Source organism: Flavobacterium sp. LM5 (assembly GCF_002017945.1).
GTDB lineage: Bacteria > Bacteroidota > Bacteroidia > Flavobacteriales > Flavobacteriaceae > Flavobacterium > Flavobacterium succinicans.
On the sequence record NZ_MUFX01000004.1, the window covers coordinates 186,587 to 204,576 of the forward strand.

Here is a 17,990-nt window from a genome sequence, read left to right on the forward strand (position 1 = left end):
TACTGCTTATTTTTTTTACTACTTCAATTCGACTCTATGGGAATTAAAATTAGATTGATTATCATGAGTTTCCTACAATTTTTTGTTTGGGGAGCTTGGCTTATCACTATTGCCAATTTTTGGTTTGGCACAAAACAATGGGATGGTACCCAATTTGGATTGGTTTTTAGTACAATGGGGATTGCCTCTTTGTTCATGCCAACGTTATCAGGAATTATAGCAGATCGATTTGTAAATGCAGAAAAGTTGTATGGCATTTTGCATATTTTATATGCTTTAGTCTTGTTTTACTTGCCACAGATTACTACTCCAGACAATTTTATTTATGTGATGCTTTTGGCGATGTGTTGTTATATGCCAACAATTGCCTTGAGTAATTCGATTTCTTACAACGCCCTTAAATTAAACAATTGCGATGTAGTGAAAGATTTTCCGCCAATTCGTGTGTTTGGAACTGTAGGATTTATAGCCGCAATGTGGATTACTAATCTAACTGACAATAAAGCTTCGGCTAATCAGTTTTATATAGCAGGAATTGCAGCGATTTGTTTGGGACTGTATTCTTTTTCGTTGCCTAAATGTAAACCTCAAAATTTACTAAAAGAAAATGCATCGTTCATGGAATTGATGGGCTTAGAATCTTTTAAGCTTTTTGCCAATTACAAGATGGCTTTGTTTTTTATTTTTTCTATGTTTTTGGGAGCTGCGTTACAATTGACGAACGCTTATGGTGATGTGTTTTTAGATGAATTTAAACATTTCCCAAAATATGCTGATTCGTTTGTAGTGGAATATTCTACTATTATTATGTCGATTTCTCAAATTTCGGAAACTTTATTTATTTTGGCTATTCCGTTCTTTTTGAAACGTTTTGGTATCAAACAGGTCATGCTGATTAGTATGTTGGCGTGGGTACTTCGTTTTGGATTATTTGCTTTTGGTGATCCTGTAAATGGATTGTGGATGATAATTCTTTCATGCGTAGTCTATGGAATGGCATTTGATTTTTTCAATATTTCAGGTTCTTTGTTCGTAGAAACCAATACCGATTCAAAAAACCGTTCTTCTGCTCAAGGATTGTTTATGATGATGACCAACGGTATTGGTGCGGTTTTAGGAAGTTTTACTTCAGGTTGGGCGATTGATCAATTTTTCACGAAGTCATTCAAAAGTACTAGCGATTTAGCCGTTTTTTTAGAAACTGAAACTTCTAATCCAAAAATGCTTGGTTTTATTGAAAGTCAAGGCAAGAAGATCACTGAAAATGGGATCTTTGATTCTGCAATATTGATGAAAGATTGGCATACAATCTGGTTGGCTTTTGCTATTTATTCATTAGTAATCGCTATTGCTTTTGCGATATTGTTCAAACATGAGCATCATCCCAATGAAGTCGAAGCGGTTAAGCATTCATAAAAAAAAAGATCATTCAAAATCTAACTAGTGTAAAACCTAGTTAGATTTTTTTTTGATTTGAATAATAAAGTAAACTATTTTTATCCTTTCAGTCTTCATGAAATAGTCTTATTGTAATTGGGATTAAAGTCATTTTAATCTTGAAAAATGGTTTAAAAAAGTTACTTTTGCACCGCAGACCGCCTTATCGTCGTTCCGTTTTTGGAAGGGAGGAAAGTCCGGACACCACAGAGTAGCATAGCGGGTAATTCCCGTCGGTTCCAATTCGTTGGGATTAGGACAAGTGCAACAGAAAGTATGTACAGGTAATGCTGTAGTGAAACCAGGTAAACTCTATGCGGTGAAATATCAAGTATATCAGCATTTAAGGGCTTCTCGTTCGTTGCTGAAGGGTAGATAGCTTGAACTTATGAGTAATTGTAAGTCTAGATAAATGATAAGGGTTTCGAGTAATCGAAATACAGAATCCGGCTTATAGGTCTGCATTTTTTTTCAAAAAAAAAAAGCCTTTGTTTTACCAAAGACGCTCTTTTTTTATTCTTCCGAATCGGTTACATCAAAATCACCTTCTAATTCTTCTTCTTCATCGGTATTGTTGAATTCAAAAAAACTAAAAAAAGAACCGCCATAACTTTTTTGAAACGAAAAATTATCCAAGTGCGACATTTTGGTGTATTTTGAATGCTCAATAACCATCATGCCTTCTTCGTTTAGTAAATTATTTTCAAAAACTAAAAGCACTACTTTTTCAAAAGTAGCTTGATCCAATCCATATGGAGGATCGGCAAAAATGATATCATAGCTGGTTTTGCAATTTTCTAAAAATTTAAAAACATCACTTTTTGTAGCGGCGATTGTAAAATCAAACTCTGCTGTAATTTGCTTGATGAATTTTACACATCCAAAGTCACCATCTACCGAGGTAATTGGTGCGCTTCCTCTTGAAGCAAACTCGTAGCTGATATTGCCAGTGCCTGCAAATAAATCCAAAACTTTTAAGCCTTCAAAATTGAAATGATTATTCAAGACATTGAACAAAGCTTCTTTGCTCATGTCTGTGGTAGGGCGAACCGGAAGATTCTTTGGTGGTGAGATGCGTCTACCTTTGTATTTTCCTGAAATGATTCTCATGAGTTGAAGAGTATAAAATGTTGTCTGTTGATAGCTTCTGAAAAAGTATTGTTTCGTTGTAAGGCACTCACATCAAAAAGAGAGATATTTCTAACGTATTGGTAAGCGATTTGATAATACAAACTTTCAGTAGTAATATTTCCAATAATTTCTAATGGGAAATTTTCTGGATTTAAACTCAGTTGTTCGGCTGTGAAAAGTATATAGTATAAAAAATCTTCGGGTGTAGTATAATCAAAGGAATTGAAGAGTAATAACTGTTGATTTTGCACCACAATAATTTCAAAATGGCCGGTATTAAAATGTATCACCATTTTCTTGGTGTCATTATTTTTGGAAGCTTCTAAAATTTTGGTTACCAAAATACTATTAGCATGTTTATAATCAAACGAACCAAATTGATCAATAAAAAAATTATTGATATTTACGTACGGAATATAAACGGTTTTCATTTCGTAATTGGCAATGGTATCATAGGTGAAAAAATCAGTTTCAAATACTTTAGTATTGTACTGCAAATAACTACCTAAATAATTTTCGTCAAACAAGGGTGCTGGAACAAAAGTAGAAAGGCTGTTATTGTGAATTACCGTGATTTCATCATATGTTTCTTTTAAGACAGGAAACTGTTGAAAAGCATCTGAAAAAAGCTCTTCAATTTTATTCGCCTTGTGAAATGTATCGAAAAGTACTTCGTTAAAAGATAGGATCTTTCCATTTAAGGTATCGAAACAACAAAAGGATAATCCTGTCAAGGATACTTGAATTGCAAGTTTATTATATTTTTTCTCCGTTATACTCATTTTTGTGCTTTTGACCTCTAGCAAACTTACAAATTTAAATAGCAATTTTCACTTTGAAAATTGTTTTCAAACTCAATTTTATTAATAAATAAATATTCAATTAACGATTCAGTAAAAAAAGAATCTCAAAACCGATGTTGGCTTTGAGATTCAGCTTTTGTATTCTATAACCAATCGAAGTTCTGATTTTGGTTAAATGCGTATTGTGTTTACAATAAATAAATTAGCGTAAAGAAGCTCCGAGTTCTGTTTCGAAATTTCGTTGCAATTTACTCATGATTTTATCAATTTGTGCTTCTTCCAGGGTTTTATTCTCATCTTGAATAATAAAACTAAGAGCATATGATTTTTTTCCTTCGGGTAAATTGTTCCCTTCGTAAACATCAAACAGATTAACTTCTTTTAATAAAGACTTTTCAGTTTGACGTGCGATTTTATAGATAGCATCATACGTAACGGTAGTATCTACAAGTAATGCCAAGTCTCTGCGCACTTCTGGGTATTTTGGAATGTCAGTAAATTTAATTTTGTTAGACACTAGTTTCAAAACCAAAGCCCAATTAAAATCGGCAAATAAAACTTCTTGCTTGATGCCGAATGATTTTAGAATCGATTTTTTTACCACGCCAAATTCAACCAAAGTTTCCTGTCCGATTCCTAAAGCAATTCCCTCAGCAAAAACATCGGTTGTTACAGGAATACTAGTAGCCTTTTGAATGCCTAGTTTTTCAAGAATGGCCATTACATTTCCTTTCAATAAAAAGAAATTAGTGGGTTGAGTGGCGTAATTCCAATTTTCTTTGTTACGATTACCAGTTTGAAACAAAGTTAGATGCTTTATTTCTTCATAACCAGTAGGGAAATTATGATATGATTTACCGAATTCAAACAATTTCAAATCGGCATTTTTTCTATTGATATTATACGCTAAAGCTTCTAAACCAGAAAACAATAACGACTGACGCATAGTTGACAAATCGCTACTCAAAGGATTCAACATTGTAACGTTGTGCTCTTCTTTTAAGTTCTCTGAGAGTTGCGCGTAAGTTGCAGTAGTCAAGGAATTCGCCATCATTTCATGAAAACCTTGCGCGTTCAACTGAGAAGCTACGGTGTTTTGTACCTTATAATCTTCAGTTCTTGGTGCATTGGCTACAGAAGCATTAAGTTTTTTGGATGTAGTAATATTATTGTAACCGTAGACTCTAAGAATTTCTTCGATAACATCAATTTCACGTTGTACATCTACACGATAGGAAGGAATAATAAGTCCTAACCCAGCATCGGTAACACTAGTGACTTTAATTTCAAGAGAAGCTAAGATTTGTTTGATGGTATCTTTAGGGATTTCTTGACCAATAATTTTGGCTACTTTATTGAAGTTTAGAAAAACAGCAAAATCTTCTGCTTTTTTAGGATAAATATCAATAATATCGGATGTGATTTCTCCACCAGCTACCTCTTGAATCAAAAGTGCCGCTCTTTTTAAGGCATATTCAGTGATTGTTGGATCGATGCCACGCTCAAAACGGAAAGAAGCATCGGTGTTTAATTGGTGTCTCTTGGCCGTTTTTCGAATACTTACAGGATTAAAGTAAGCACTTTCTAAGAAAATTGCCGTTGTATATTCAGTAACTCCTGATTTTTTTCCTCCAAAAACACCCGCGATACACATTGGACCTTTGTCATCACAAATCATTAAATCTTCTTCATGCAAGCTTCTTTCTACATCATCTAATGTGATGAATTTAGTACCCGCTTCTAGAGTTTGTACGTGTATTTTTCCAGTAATTTTGTTAGCATCAAAAGCGTGCAAGGGCTGTCCTAAATCATGTAAAACGTAGTTTGTAACGTCTACAATATTATTTTTAGGATTGATTCCAATGGCTTTTAAGCGATTTTGCAACCATTCTGGAGAACTTTTAACGGTAATTCCGGAAATTGTAACCCCACAATATCTTGGTGCTAATTTACTGTCTTTGACATCAATGTCTATTTTAAGCGTACGCTTATCTACTCTAAAATTACTTACGGATGGAGTAATTAACTCTACATTTTGTCCACTTTGAATCATACCAGCACGCAAATCTCTAGCGGTACCTAAATGACTCATGGCATCAGCACGGTTTGGCGTTAGGCCAATTTCGAATACTTCGTCATTTTCTATTTTGAAAACAGTTGCTGCTTTTGTGCCAGGAACTAAGGATTCGTCCAAGACCATGATTCCGTCATGACTTTCACCAAGACCTAATTCGTCTTCAGCACAAATCATTCCATGACTTTCTTGCCCTCTAATTTTTCCTTTTTTTATGGTAAAAGAATTCCCTTCTTTGTCATATAATACAGTGCCAATTGTAGCTACTGGTACTTTTTGTCCCGCATCTACATTACTTGCTCCACAAACAATTTGTACCGGAAGACCATCGCCTAAGTCTACCGTGGTAACTTTTAAACGATCGGCATCTGGGTGCGGTACACACGTTAATACATGTCCTACTACAATGCCTTCTAATCCTCCTTTTACCGATTGATATTTGTCAACCATTTCAACTTCAAGACCTAAATCTGTTAGTAAAGCAGCTGTTTCTTCTGAATTCCAATCAATTTTAATAAATTGTTTTAACCAATTATATGATACCTTCATTTGTCATTTTTAATAAGAATGCAAATATAAGGATTGAACCTTGTAGAGAGAAACATTTTGCTTATTTTTTAGACACTCCAATCGTCCTTCTTCTAATTACAACAATTCTTCGATGTGTTTTTTAATATTGGATGCGATTTTTGCAGTAGGTAAATCGTTGGCATCCGAACCAAAAGGGTCTTCTATTTCTTCGGCAATCAATTCAAGACTAGCCAAAACATAAAAAATAAAAACAACTACAGGAACTACATAATACCCTAAGCTAAAAACATAACCAAAAGGCAAAGTAAGTACGTAGATAAAAATGAATTTCTTGATAAAGGCACTGTACGAATAGGGGATAGGCGTATTTTTTATACGTTCACAAGCGCCACAAATCTCAGTAAAAGACTGTAATTCTGTGTTCAAAATAATCAATTGATCACCTGTTATTTTATGAGATTGGTACAAATCATTTACCTTTTGAAACAACATTTGGGCGATTTGATTCGGGCGATGTCGTTGTTGATTAATCTGTAGATCAACATCGTCAAATAATTGTTGTGCAGTTTCATCATCGCTTAAATGTTTTTGCAAAATCGAAGCATAGCCTGGAATCATTTTTCTAAAAAACACTTTATCCTTATCGTCTTGCAAAATAGCAGACAATTTAATAGCTAGGTTTCTACTGTTATTTACTAAACCACCCCACATTTTACGGCCTTCCCACCAACGATCATAAGCTGTATTGGTGCGGTAAGCTAATAATAATGAAATCACAAAACCCAACATGCCATGCATTAGCGAAATGTTTTTGACATGACTACTATCCGGTAAATGCCAATATTCCATCTCTAAATAGGCAATTCCAGCTGAATAGCATCCTATTAAAATCATGATTGGAATTAATTTTCTAAAAGTATCTCCTTTGCTGAAAAAGAAAATAAATCGAAACCAATCTTTAGGGTTGTAAGAAGTCATAAAAGGATTGAAAATATTAATATGAAATAGTACCTGCCAACTCTTTTAAGGCTATTTCGGATAATTTGGCTTGATATTGTGCGTTGCTATTTCTAACTCTGGCATTCACATAATTCAATTGTGCGGCTCTAAATTCGATGGTGGTTATGGTACCAATTTTTAGTTTATCGATTGTAATGGCAAGGTTTTGTTTGGCAATAGCTTCATTGTTTTCTTCCAAAGTAACCAGTTCCAAATTGGTCAAATACGTTTGATAAAAAGTAGACAATTGCGATTCTAAAGCTTGAGTTTGTTGTTCAATCGCCAATTTGGTGTTTTCAATTTCTAGTTTTGCAATTTTCTCATTTCTATTTTGAGCAAAACCATCAAAAATATTTAAGGTAGCAGTAAAACCATAATTAAAACCTCTAGCCGAAGATTCTGTGGTAAATCCCAAACTCGATTCAGTATTTTGAAAATTATAACCTGAATTCAAACTAATCACCGGATAACGAGCAGCTTTAACTTGTTTGAGTTGCAATTCGGAAATATTTTTGGCAATAATCTGTGATTGTAATTGTGGGTTTTGCTTTTTAGCTAAATCGTTTAATTCATTTAAAATTAAAGAATTATCCACTATTACATCATTTAAAACTGAAAAAGAAGTTTGAGCATCACGTGCCAAAATTTGGTTCAATTTTATTTTGGTATTGGCATACAATTCTTTTTGTCGCAACAAAGCTACTTTATCGGTATTCAAATCCACTTGAGCATTCAAAACCTCCAATTTAGAAGCCTTCCCAATCTTGAAACGATTTTCGGCCAACTTTAATCGTTGGGTAGAAATCAACAAAGTACTGTCAATGGCAATCAATTGCTGCTGTTGTTGTACCAAATCAAAATAGGTAGCGTTCACCGCACCAATTTTGCTCAAAATTGTTTGTTTTAATTTGGCTTCTCCTAATTTTTGCAATTCTTTCAATTGATCGTATCTCGCGAACATTCGTAAGCCATCAAAAACTGTCCAATCCAAACTCACGCCATAATTCATGCTATTATTTTTAGCATCTTTGAGTGAATTCACTTGCCCGGATTGTAGGGTTTGCGAAGTATTTTGAATCCTATTATTATCAATAAAAGAGCCCGTTAAAGAAGGAAGCATGCCTGCATTTCCCTCAGAAACATTGACTTTATCAATACCTAGACTATTCTTTGCGATTTTAATCTCAAAGTTATTTTCCAAAGCAATCGCCACTGCATCTTGTATCGTCAATACATCTTGACAATACACCCAAGGACCGCACAAAAGCAATAACAAAAACGCAATTATATTTTTTCTCATTTCTTATTTTCAACTACCAATTAAATTCTAATTTTCTAATTCAAGGAGCACCACATCTGTTTTCACAACACGATTCCTCCCGCTATCCGCTATATCTTTTTTTATTTTTGAAAAGAAAAATAAAAAAAGGATGCCGCTACTATCGGGGCTATACGAGACTTCTCTTTTTCATAAGACGAATCAACGACTATTTCGATTCGGCTTCGTATTCTGCAATATGATCAAATTCAGGATAATGTTTTCTGGCTTTAGACCACATCAAATACAACGCTGGAATTACAAATAATGTCAACACCAATGAAAAAATGGTTCCTCCAACAATCACGACTCCCATACCAATTCTACTAGTCGAAGCTGCTCCAAGTGACAAAGCAATTGGCAACGCTCCTAACGAAATCGCCAAACTCGTCATCAAAATAGGACGCAAACGCGCTTCAGAAGCTTCCATAATCGCTTCAAATTTCGGTTTGCCTTGTTCTCGTAATTGATTCGCAAATTCTACAATCAAAATACCGTTTTTGGTCACCAACCCAATCAACATTACGGTTCCAATCTGACTGAAAATATTCCAAGTCTGATTGAACAACCACAACGAAAACAAAGCTCCAGCAACCGCCATCGGAACAGTCAAAATGATAATAAACGGGTCAACAAAACTTTCAAATTGTGCTGCTAAAATCAAAAATATCAAGATTAAAGCCAATCCAAAAGCAAAAGAAGTATTCGAACTACTTTCCACAAAATCTCGAGATTCTCCACCTAAATCAGTCGTAAACGTATCGTCCAAAACTTTGGCTTTGATTCTATTCATCGCTTCAATTCCTTCACCCAAACTTTTGCCTGGCGCTAATCCCGCAGAAACAGTGGCCGACATATAACGGTTGTTGTGATACAATTGCGGTGGATTACTTTGTTCTTGAATAGTCACCACATTGTCCATCTGAATCAATTCTCCTTTGTTGTTTTTGACAAACATAGAAGTAATATCAAGCGGTTTGGTTCGGTCTTCTTGGTTGAACTGACCAATGACTTGGTATTGTTTTCCGTTTTGCATAAAATAGCCAAAACGTTGTCCGCTCAACGAAAGTTGTAAGGTTTGTGCAATATCCAAAACTGAAATTCCTAAGCTTTCTGCTTTCTCTCTGTCGATAGTAACGGTGACTTCAGGTTTGTTGAATTTCAGGTTCACATCCGTAATCGCAAAAGTCGAATCTTTAGCAGCTTCTTCCATAAACAATGGAATTTTCTCTTCTAATTTTTTAAAGTTTGGCGCCTGAATAATATATTGAATTGGCAATCCTCCACGACGGTTCACTGCAATGGTTGGTTGCTCAATTACCGCAGTTTTTGCTTCAGGAAATTGTTTGGTGATTTTGGTTAATTGTTCTGCAATTTCCTTTTGGGAACGCTTTCTTTCTTCTGGTGCTTTCAAGGCAATACGAACACGTCCGCTGTTTACCGTAGAAGCTCCAAAACCTGGTGAAGTTATGATAAGTGAAACATTTTTCTCTGGAATAGAATCGTCAACAATTTTAGAAACTTCCTGCATAAAACGGTCCGTATATTCATAAGAAGCGCCTTCTGGAGTAGTCATTGACATTACAATGGCACTTCTATCATCATAAGGAGCTGTTTCTTTTTTCAAAAGCGAAAAGAATAGGTAAATTAATCCAAAACAAGCAATCAAAATAGGGAAACTCAACCATTTCTTTTTCATAAAACGTCCTAATGATTCCGCATAGTTGCTGTTTAATTTTTCAAAATAAGGCTCGGTCATCAAATAGAATTTGGATTTCTTTTGAACCCCACCTTTCATTAAATAGGCATTTAGCATTGGTGTTAAAGTCAAAGAAACAAAAGCTGAAATTAGTACTGCTGCACCAATTACCACCCCAAATTCCCTAAACAATCGACCAACAAAACCTTCCAAAAATATTACAGGAAGAAATACTGCAGCCAACGTAATCGAAATTGAAATTACCGCAAAAAAGATTTCATTCGACCCTTTTATTGCTGCTTCAATAGGTGACATTCCTTCTTCTACCTTTTTGAAAATATTTTCGGTTACTACAATTCCATCATCAACTACTAATCCTGTGGCCAAAACAATCGCCAACAACGTCAATACATTAATCGAAAATCCAAAAAGCCACATAATAAAGAATGTTGCAATCAAGGAAACAGGAATATCAATCAACGGACGGAAGGCAATGGCCCAATCTCTAAAGAATAAATAGATAATTAAAATTACCAGAATGATAGAAATACCAAGGGTTTCAGCTACCTCAACCACTGATTTTTTTACGAAAATCGTACTGTCAATGGCAATGTTCAATTTGATATCCTTTGGTAAATCTTTTTGTAAAGAGTTATAGACTTTATAAAACTCTTTTGAAATATCTAAATAATTGGCTCCTGGCAGCGGAACAATTGCCACACCCAATAACGGAAGCCCTGATTGACTCATTTTGGTCTCTAAATTTTCAGCACCAAGTTCAGCATTTCCAATATCACTAAAACGGACAATTCTATCGCCTTCACTTCGAATGATGATATTATTGAATTCTTCAGGTTTAGAAAGATTACCAACTGTTTTTACGGTTAAATCAGTGTTGCTTCCGGTTAATTTTCCTGAAGGTAATTCTACGTTTTGTTTATTAAGAGCGCTACGAACTTCAGCTACAGTACACCCATAAGCCGCTAATTTTACTGGGTCAATCCACAAACGCATTGCGTATCTCTTTTGTCCCCAAATCTGTACACCACTTACACCAGGAATTGTTTCCAGACGTTGCGCAATTACATTTTCGGCAAAATCACTTAATTCTAATGCGTCTCTAGTATCACTTTGTACCGTCATTGAAATAATCGATTCCCCATTAGCATCCGCTTTAGAAACTACAGGAGGAGCATCTATATCTTGTGGTAAGCTACGAACAGCTTGTGATACTTTATCGCGTACATCATTGGCAGCTTCTTCTAAATTTTTACTCAAATCAAATTCAATAGTAATGTTACTACTTCCTTGTATACTCGAAGAAGTTACATTTCGAATCCCATCTATAGAGTTTATGGCTTTTTCTAAAGGTTCAGTAATTTGAGATTCGATAATATCTGAATTCGCTCCAGTATAATTCGTTCTCACCGAAACTTGAGCAGGGTCGATAGAAGGGAATTCTCGAACACCCAAAAAACTGTAGCCAATGACTCCAAACAAAATAATAGTTAGATTCAAAACTATCGTTAGAACGGGTCTTTTTATGCTTATGGTGGATAAACTCATTTGTTTTATTTTTTCTTTTAAAGGCCTTTCTTGGTCCTCAATGCTCAGTTCTTATTTTATAATCTTCAGTTGTCTATGACTAATTACTAGGTACTAATTACTAGGTACTAATTACTAGGTACTAATTACTATAAACACTACTTAATTTTAACTTTTACAGGTGTTTCATCTTTCAACGCCATAACGCCTGTGGTCAGCAAAGTATCTCCAGCTTTTAATCCTGAAAGAATCAAGATGGAAGCATCTGTTCTTGTTGAAGCTTCTACTTTTACTTCTTTTGCCATTCCTTTTTCGGAAATGAATACTTTTTTACCATTTTGAATCGGAACTATCGCTTCTGTAGGAACAACAATCGCATCTTTAATGACATCTAAAGGCAATTCGACATTTGCGAAAGTCCCTGGAAAAAGCTTTCCTTCTTTATTATCGGCTATGGCTCTAACTTGTAAGGTACGGGTTGCGGTGGCCACTTCAGGTTCGATAGCGTAAACAACACCGTGGTATTTTTGAGTGGTACCAGAAACAGTAAAAGAAATGTTGGTATTTAACTTGATTTGTGAAGCATATTTTTCTGGTACAGAAAACGTGATTTTTAATTTCCCGATATTAACCAAATTGGCTACTAAAATAGTAGGTGTTATGTATGTTCCAGGAGAGATGGAACGCAATCCTATTTTTCCAGAAAAAGGAGCTCTTACGGATGTTTTTGCAATTTGAGCTCTAATTAATTGCACTTGGGCTTGTGTTGATTTGTGCTCGGCTCTAGCGACATCATATTCTTCTTGGCTGATGGCTTCTTTTTGCAAAAGTAATTTAGCTCTTCTGGCATTCTCTGCAGCCAAACCTTCTTTGGTTGTCGCTTGAATAAGTTGCGCTTTTAATTCTTGGTCGTTGACTTTAAATAACACTTGACCTTTGTTTACAAAACTTCCTTCTTGAAACGAAATGGCTTCTACAATTCCCGAAACTTCACTTCGAATTTCGACTTGTTCATTCGCCTCTATTGAACCTGATAGGGATAAGTTGTTCTCGAAAACTTGTGTTTTGATTACAATTCCACTTACGTTCATCGGTTTGTCTTTTCCTCCTTTGTCTTTTGAATCGCCTCCTTTTTTAGAATTCGAAACTACTCTGTAGGCTATAAAACCTCCAATGATAAGAACTAAAAGCGTGTAAACAAGGTTTTTTATTTTCATATGTAGCTATTATTTGTTTTTTTGGTAATATTTGGGTGTGGAAAGCTGTTTGTTTTAACCTTCTAAAGTAAGATAAATTGAATTTTAAACTTGCTTTTTTATTAATTAAGTAGATGAGACATCAGAAATAATCAATGGTTTAATTGGTTTTTAAAAAAGTTCAAAAACAAAAGTAAAGCATTTGTAAGAAAGCGATAATAAGAAAAAATAATTTAACATTTGTACATACAAATTAATAAAACAACATAGAATCGTTTCGTTTTAAATCATAAATTCTTAAAAAAAAAGAGAATTTAATAATAGATTTAACTAATATAGTTCCAAATATTTTTTTTCTTGGTAAGTTCCATAAAAACCATTCTAAGGATAGTGTTTTCTGGTTTTTGCATAGAAGGGTCGTCATTCAATACTTTGAAAGCGTAATTTCTAGCCAAAAGCAATATGTCTTTGTCTTTGACCAAATCCGCAATTTGAAGGTTTAAAACCCCACTTTGTTGGGTGCCCATTATATCTCCTGGTCCTCGTAATTTCAAGTCTACCTCGGCAATTTCAAATCCGTCGTTGCTATTGACCATAGTTTCCATTCTGATTTTACTATCGCTAGTTAGTTTGTAAGAAGTCATCAAGATGCAATAACTTTGGTCAGCACCACGTCCCACACGACCACGCAATTGATGAAGTTGAGATAGTCCAAAGCGTTCGGCACTCTCAATAATCATTACGCTGGCATTCGGCACATTGACACCCACCTCAATTACAGTAGTGGCTACCATAATATTTGTTTTTCCTTCGGCAAAGCGCTTCATTTCGGCATCTTTTTCTGCGGGTTTCATTTTTCCGTGCAAAATCGAAATGGAATAGTCGGGTAGAGGGAAATCCCTAGAAATACTCTCGTAACCGTCCATCAAATCTTTAAAATCCATTTTTTCGGATTCCTGAATTAAAGGATATACAATATAAATCTGGCGTCCTAAAGCGATTTCATCTCGAATAAATTTCCAAACTTTCAAACGGTTGGAGTCAAAACGATGCACAGTTTGAATGGGTTTTCGACCAGGAGGCAATTCATCAATAACCGAAACATCCAAATCGCCATACAAACTCATCGCCAAAGTTCTCGGAATAGGAGTAGCCGTCATCACCAAAACGTGTGGAGGAATGGAGTTCTTTTTCCACAACTTTGACCTTTGTTCAACGCCAAAACGATGTTGCTCGTCGATTACGGCTAAGCCTAAATTTTGAAACTTCACTTTGTCTTCCAATAGCGCGTGAGTACCGATTAAGATTTGCAAACTTCCATTTTCGAGTTCTTCGTGAATGATTTTACGTGCCGCAGTTTTAGTAGAACCCGTTAGGATTTTAATGTTGATATTTAAGGTAGTGGCAAATTCTGAAAGTCCAATGAAATGTTGATTAGCCAGAATCTCTGTGGGTGCCATCAAGCAAGCCTGAAAACCATTGTCTAATGCCAAAAGCATACTCATAAAAGCTACAATTGTTTTGCCTGAACCCACATCTCCTTGCAACAAACGGTTCATTTGGGCATTACTACCCATATCGGTTCGGATTTCCTTGATTACTCTTTTTTGGGCATTCGTCAAATCAAAAGGCAAATGATTTTGATAAAAATCGTTGAATAATTCCCCCACTTTTGAAAAGGGATGTCCTTTTATTTTGTGTTTGCGAATCAAATTTTTGGTAATCAATTGCAACTGAATGTAGAATAATTCTTCAAACTTCAGACGGAATTGCGCTTTGGCTAAGGCTTCGCTGCTTTTTGGAAAGTGAATATTGAATAGCGCAGCATTCTTTGGAATCAATTTCAATTCTTCAAGCAGATATTGAGGTAAAGTCTCGGTAAACAAAGCCTGTGTTTCCAAAAACAATTGCTGCATCATTTTGTTGATGACTCTGTTGCTAATCCCTCTGTTGGTCAAAGTTTCAGTAGACGGATACACGGGTTGCATAGCCGAACGCAAGCTTTGTTGGTGCTCAGCGAGTAACTCAATCTCAGGATGCGCTATACTGAATTGACTGCCGTATTGGGCACATTTCCCAAAAACAACACACATTTCATTGAGTTTTAAACTCTCTTTAATCCATTTGTGACCTTGGAACCAATTCAAATCCATTTGTCCCGTCTCATCAACGAAAGTAGCGACTAAGCGCTTTTGGTTTTTACCAAACTCCACCGTTTTGATGTGGATGATTTTACCAACAATTTGCACCTCGGCTGTGGTGCCTTGCAATTCATTGATTTTGTAATAACGGGTACGGTCAATGTATCGATTGGGATAAAAATTGACCAAATCTCCATATTTGTGAATCCCTAATTCTTTGCGAAGCAAAGTCCCGCGAGTGGGGCCAACGCCTTTCAAATATTCAATGGGAGTTTCTAGGAGTTTATTGGACATTTTTGAGTTATCGGTTATGTGTTATGAGTTACTTTGAATTTTTATATTCTTAACTCAAGGATTTTTTTTCGCAAAGCGAAGATACTAGATTGTTTCTAGATTTGGAAATGGGTTTGTTTAGGAATTTCCTTCAATTCACAATATCTTTGGAAACTAAATACTAGAGATATGGTTATTGATAAAATTGAAAATTACAGATTATACAGCCAATTAACCAAACGTTTGGCCAAAGGTTTTGAGTTTATAACTACCACCGATTTAAAGGCTATTGCCTCAGGAAAGCACGAAATTGATTCGGATAAAATATTCGCGATTGTGCAAGAATATGAAACCAAAGACGAATCCGAATGTGTGTTGGAAGGGCACCATAAATACATTGATATTCAATACGTCATCAGTGGAGTGGAGTTGATGGGTTTTGCGCCTTTGACCAACCAGAAAATGGTGGAAGAAGACTTGGAAAAGGATTATACTTTTTATGAAGGCGACACTTCGTTATTGCGAGTGGAAGAAGGGATGTTTACCTTGTTTTTTCCTGAAGATTTGCACCGTCCTTGTGTAAAAGCTGGAGAGGTTTCGAAAGTGAAGAAAGTAGTAGTGAAGGTTAAAATTTAATTCAAAAAAAAATGACAACACACTTAGCGCTTCTCCGTGGCATCAATGTTTCAGGGCATAATATGATTAAAATGGAGGTTTTGAAAGCAACTCTTGAAGCCGTTGGTTTTAAGAACGTACAAACCTATATTCAGTCGGGGAATGTTTTTGTAGATAGCGAAGAGGAAAATCCTGCCAAGGTAGGTTTCATGATTAAGCAAGAACTATTTAGAGCGCTTGGTCTTGAAGTTCCTGTGGTGGTGATTGGGAAATCGGATTTGGAGGCTTGTTTTGCCCATAATTCTTTTTTGAAGGAAAAAGAAGTTGATTTGAAAAAATTGTATGTCGCTTTTGTTTCGATGGAATTGAAAAGTGACAGTATCAATGATTTAAAAATGAGTCAAGTGAAACCCGATGAAGCACAGATTGATGCTAGCAGAATTTACATTAAATATGCTGTTGGCGCTGGGAAAACGAGATTCGACCAAAAATATATTGAGAAAAAATTGAACCTAACCGCTACTATTCGCAATTGGAATACGGTGACACAATTGTTGAAAATGTTTGAGGAAAAGTAGTGCTTTTCAATTTCTTCTATTCAGCACCTAACGCGATGTTGTAGCTGCGTTAGGGATTGTAGTGGAAATCCTTTTTTAAGGCTTTTTTTGCCTTAAAAAAGATTGTAGCGAAAAGCCCGACCCTTGTGGTAACGCCCAAAATATTAAAGTTTCTTTGCAATATTTCCTCGTGGTGCATCGCTTTTATGGAGCACTAGTTCAGAATGCAGGAATTGGGCTGCTGAAGCTGAATCGTTGACTTTTACAGCGCTTCGGGTTAACATTTCGGTTTCGAAGGCCTTTAAAACACTGGCTCTTATTCCTTTTTCGCACCATTGCGATCCGGGTTTGCATGCTGTACTGATGGTACGAGCCAGACGCAAGGCATCTAGTAAGGCCTGATTCGCACCTTGTCCTTTAAACGGGCTCATGGGGTGAGCGGCATCGCCAATTAGGGTGATGTTTTCTTGGTTTTGCAGCATTTCATGTTGCAACAATTCACGGTCATACACGGGATATCCCGATACGTTTGCGATGGGCGTCGCTTGAATGATTTGTGGAATAGGATCGTGCCAAGGTGTTCTTTTTATAGCTTCTTCCTTGAGTGCTGCGGGGCCTTGAGCACTTAAAGTCTTGGCTGCTGTCTCAGACATGGGAAAACTAAATTGCCACATTATGGTATCGGCGGTATAGGGCATCATATACATTCGCTCTTGACCATTGGCCGTTTGGAAAACGGTGGCCGAGTCCAATAAAGGATGTTGGGCGTTTTCGAGCGATTCGAGCGAACAAATGCCTAGAATTACAATACAACCCAAATAGCGCAACGGTGTTTTTTCTTCACCTATCAAAAGCTTGCGAACGGTGCTTCGTATTCCATCGGCACCAACCAAAAGGTCGGCGGTTATTTTTTTTTGCGTGCCCTTTACATCGAAGGTTAGCGCTATTTTTTGATCTTTTGTAGTTTCAAAACCCATGAATTGATGCCCCCATTGTACAGCTTCGTGACCTTCGAGTTGGTCCAATAATGCCTTGCGCAAATGTTGACGTGCAATGTGAATATTGGTTTTTTTTGCCTTATAGTTAGCATCGGATTGCATCCATTTTCGAACGCCCCATTCCCCGATAATGTTGCCATCAGTGGTATGCACTACGTGTCGAGTGGAAACCACACCTGTTGCTAGAGCAACAATTCCTAAACCCGCAATGGCTTTACTGGCTTGCTGTAAGGTGAGTCCGTAGCCTTGGGAGCGAGCGTCAAAATCCGTATCACGTTCAAAAAGAGTAAAAGGAATCCCGCGATGCAAGCAAGCCACCGCAAGGGCCACACCACCAATGCCTCCGCCAATGATCGCTACATGAGGAAAATTTTCAGTATCAACACTAGTTGGATTTTCTGACGGTATTATACCAGAACCTGTACATTGTAAACAGGTATAAAGTGCAGCCTTAGGTTTAACGGGCGGTAATCCTGTGCCATTATTATTTTCAAATTGAGCTAAGGCAATCTCGAACGCCAAGCGATTTTTTTTACTAATTCTTCTACTTTTTTGCCCTTTTCCATGACAATCTGAACAAACAGTCCAATTTGTATGCGAATTTTCAAAATTTTCCAAGTTGTTGTTATTTTATATAAGTGCCATTGAAGGTACAAAAGTAGTAAAAGCAAGC

General features: G+C 36.1%; 12 protein-coding genes and 1 other RNA gene. 4 read left to right on the plus strand and 9 right to left on the minus strand.

Going from position 1 to position 17,990, the window contains the following annotated elements; genetic code table 11:
- Positions 1-36 precede the first annotated feature (36 nt).
- Together BXU11_RS13045 and rnpB are read left to right on the plus strand one after the other, a co-directional pair.
- Complete coding sequence (locus tag BXU11_RS13045) at positions 37-1,416, plus strand: nucleoside permease (protein ID WP_078212832.1); 1,380 nt, start codon at positions 37-39, stop codon at positions 1,414-1,416.
- 171 nt (positions 1,417-1,587) lie between these two features.
- An RNA gene (gene rnpB, locus BXU11_RS13050) (RNase P RNA component class A) lies at positions 1,588-1,907 on the plus strand.
- Positions 1,908-1,950: 43 nt separating this feature from the next.
- Here the strand turns inward: rnpB and BXU11_RS13055 are convergent.
- From BXU11_RS13055 to recG, 8 genes are all read right to left on the minus strand, one after another.
- Entirely contained in the window at positions 1,951-2,547 is a 597-nt protein-coding gene (locus BXU11_RS13055) for an RsmD family RNA methyltransferase (RefSeq protein ID WP_078212833.1), read from the minus strand.
- The gene (locus BXU11_RS13060; protein WP_078212834.1) at positions 2,544-3,350 is read right to left on the minus strand and encodes a DUF3822 family protein; all 807 of its coding nucleotides are present in this window, start codon (positions 3,348-3,350) and stop codon (positions 2,544-2,546) included. The genes BXU11_RS13055 and BXU11_RS13060 overlap by 4 nt, the downstream gene beginning before the upstream one ends.
- A gap of 223 nt (positions 3,351-3,573) precedes the next feature.
- Positions 3,574-5,994, minus strand: coding sequence for a phenylalanine--tRNA ligase subunit beta (gene pheT / locus BXU11_RS13065; protein ID WP_078212835.1), 2,421 nt, complete (start codon positions 5,992-5,994; stop codon positions 3,574-3,576).
- A 96-nt stretch (positions 5,995-6,090) separates the two neighbouring features.
- The gene (locus tag BXU11_RS13070) at positions 6,091-6,954 is read right to left on the minus strand and encodes a bestrophin family protein (protein WP_024979752.1); all 864 of its coding nucleotides are present in this window, start codon (positions 6,952-6,954) and stop codon (positions 6,091-6,093) included.
- Between the two features lie 16 nt (positions 6,955-6,970).
- Positions 6,971-8,275, minus strand: a complete 1,305-nt coding sequence (locus BXU11_RS13075) for a TolC family protein (protein ID WP_078212836.1) — start codon at positions 8,273-8,275, stop codon at positions 6,971-6,973.
- Positions 8,276-8,462: 187 nt separating this feature from the next.
- Positions 8,463-11,558 carry an efflux RND transporter permease subunit gene (locus tag BXU11_RS13080; RefSeq protein WP_078212837.1) on the minus strand — a complete coding sequence of 1,032 codons (3,096 nt, stop codon included), beginning with the start codon at positions 11,556-11,558 and terminating at the stop codon, positions 8,463-8,465.
- A 137-nt stretch (positions 11,559-11,695) separates the two neighbouring features.
- Positions 11,696-12,754 (minus strand): efflux RND transporter periplasmic adaptor subunit, encoded by a 1,059-nt coding sequence (locus BXU11_RS13085; RefSeq protein ID WP_078212838.1) that lies wholly within the window; start codon positions 12,752-12,754, stop codon positions 11,696-11,698.
- A gap of 305 nt (positions 12,755-13,059) precedes the next feature.
- Complete coding sequence (gene recG, locus BXU11_RS13090) at positions 13,060-15,168, minus strand: ATP-dependent DNA helicase RecG (protein ID WP_078212839.1); 2,109 nt, start codon at positions 15,166-15,168, stop codon at positions 13,060-13,062.
- Positions 15,169-15,336: 168 nt separating this feature from the next.
- Here recG and BXU11_RS13095 point away from each other — a divergent pair, with 168 nt between their 5' ends.
- Together BXU11_RS13095 and BXU11_RS13100 are read left to right on the plus strand one after the other, a co-directional pair.
- Positions 15,337-15,783: a YhcH/YjgK/YiaL family protein gene (locus BXU11_RS13095; protein ID WP_078212840.1), complete on the plus strand. Its 447-nt coding sequence runs from the start codon at positions 15,337-15,339 to the stop codon at positions 15,781-15,783.
- 11 nt (positions 15,784-15,794) lie between these two features.
- Positions 15,795-16,340, plus strand: a complete 546-nt coding sequence (locus tag BXU11_RS13100; protein ID WP_078212841.1) for a DUF1697 domain-containing protein — start codon at positions 15,795-15,797, stop codon at positions 16,338-16,340.
- Between the two features lie 143 nt (positions 16,341-16,483).
- Here BXU11_RS13100 and BXU11_RS13105 read toward each other — a convergent pair whose 3' ends face one another.
- On the minus strand, positions 16,484-17,935 hold the full coding sequence (locus BXU11_RS13105; RefSeq protein ID WP_078212842.1) for an NAD(P)/FAD-dependent oxidoreductase: 1,452 nt from the start codon (positions 17,933-17,935) through the stop codon (positions 16,484-16,486).
- Positions 17,936-17,990: the final 55 nt, after the last annotated feature.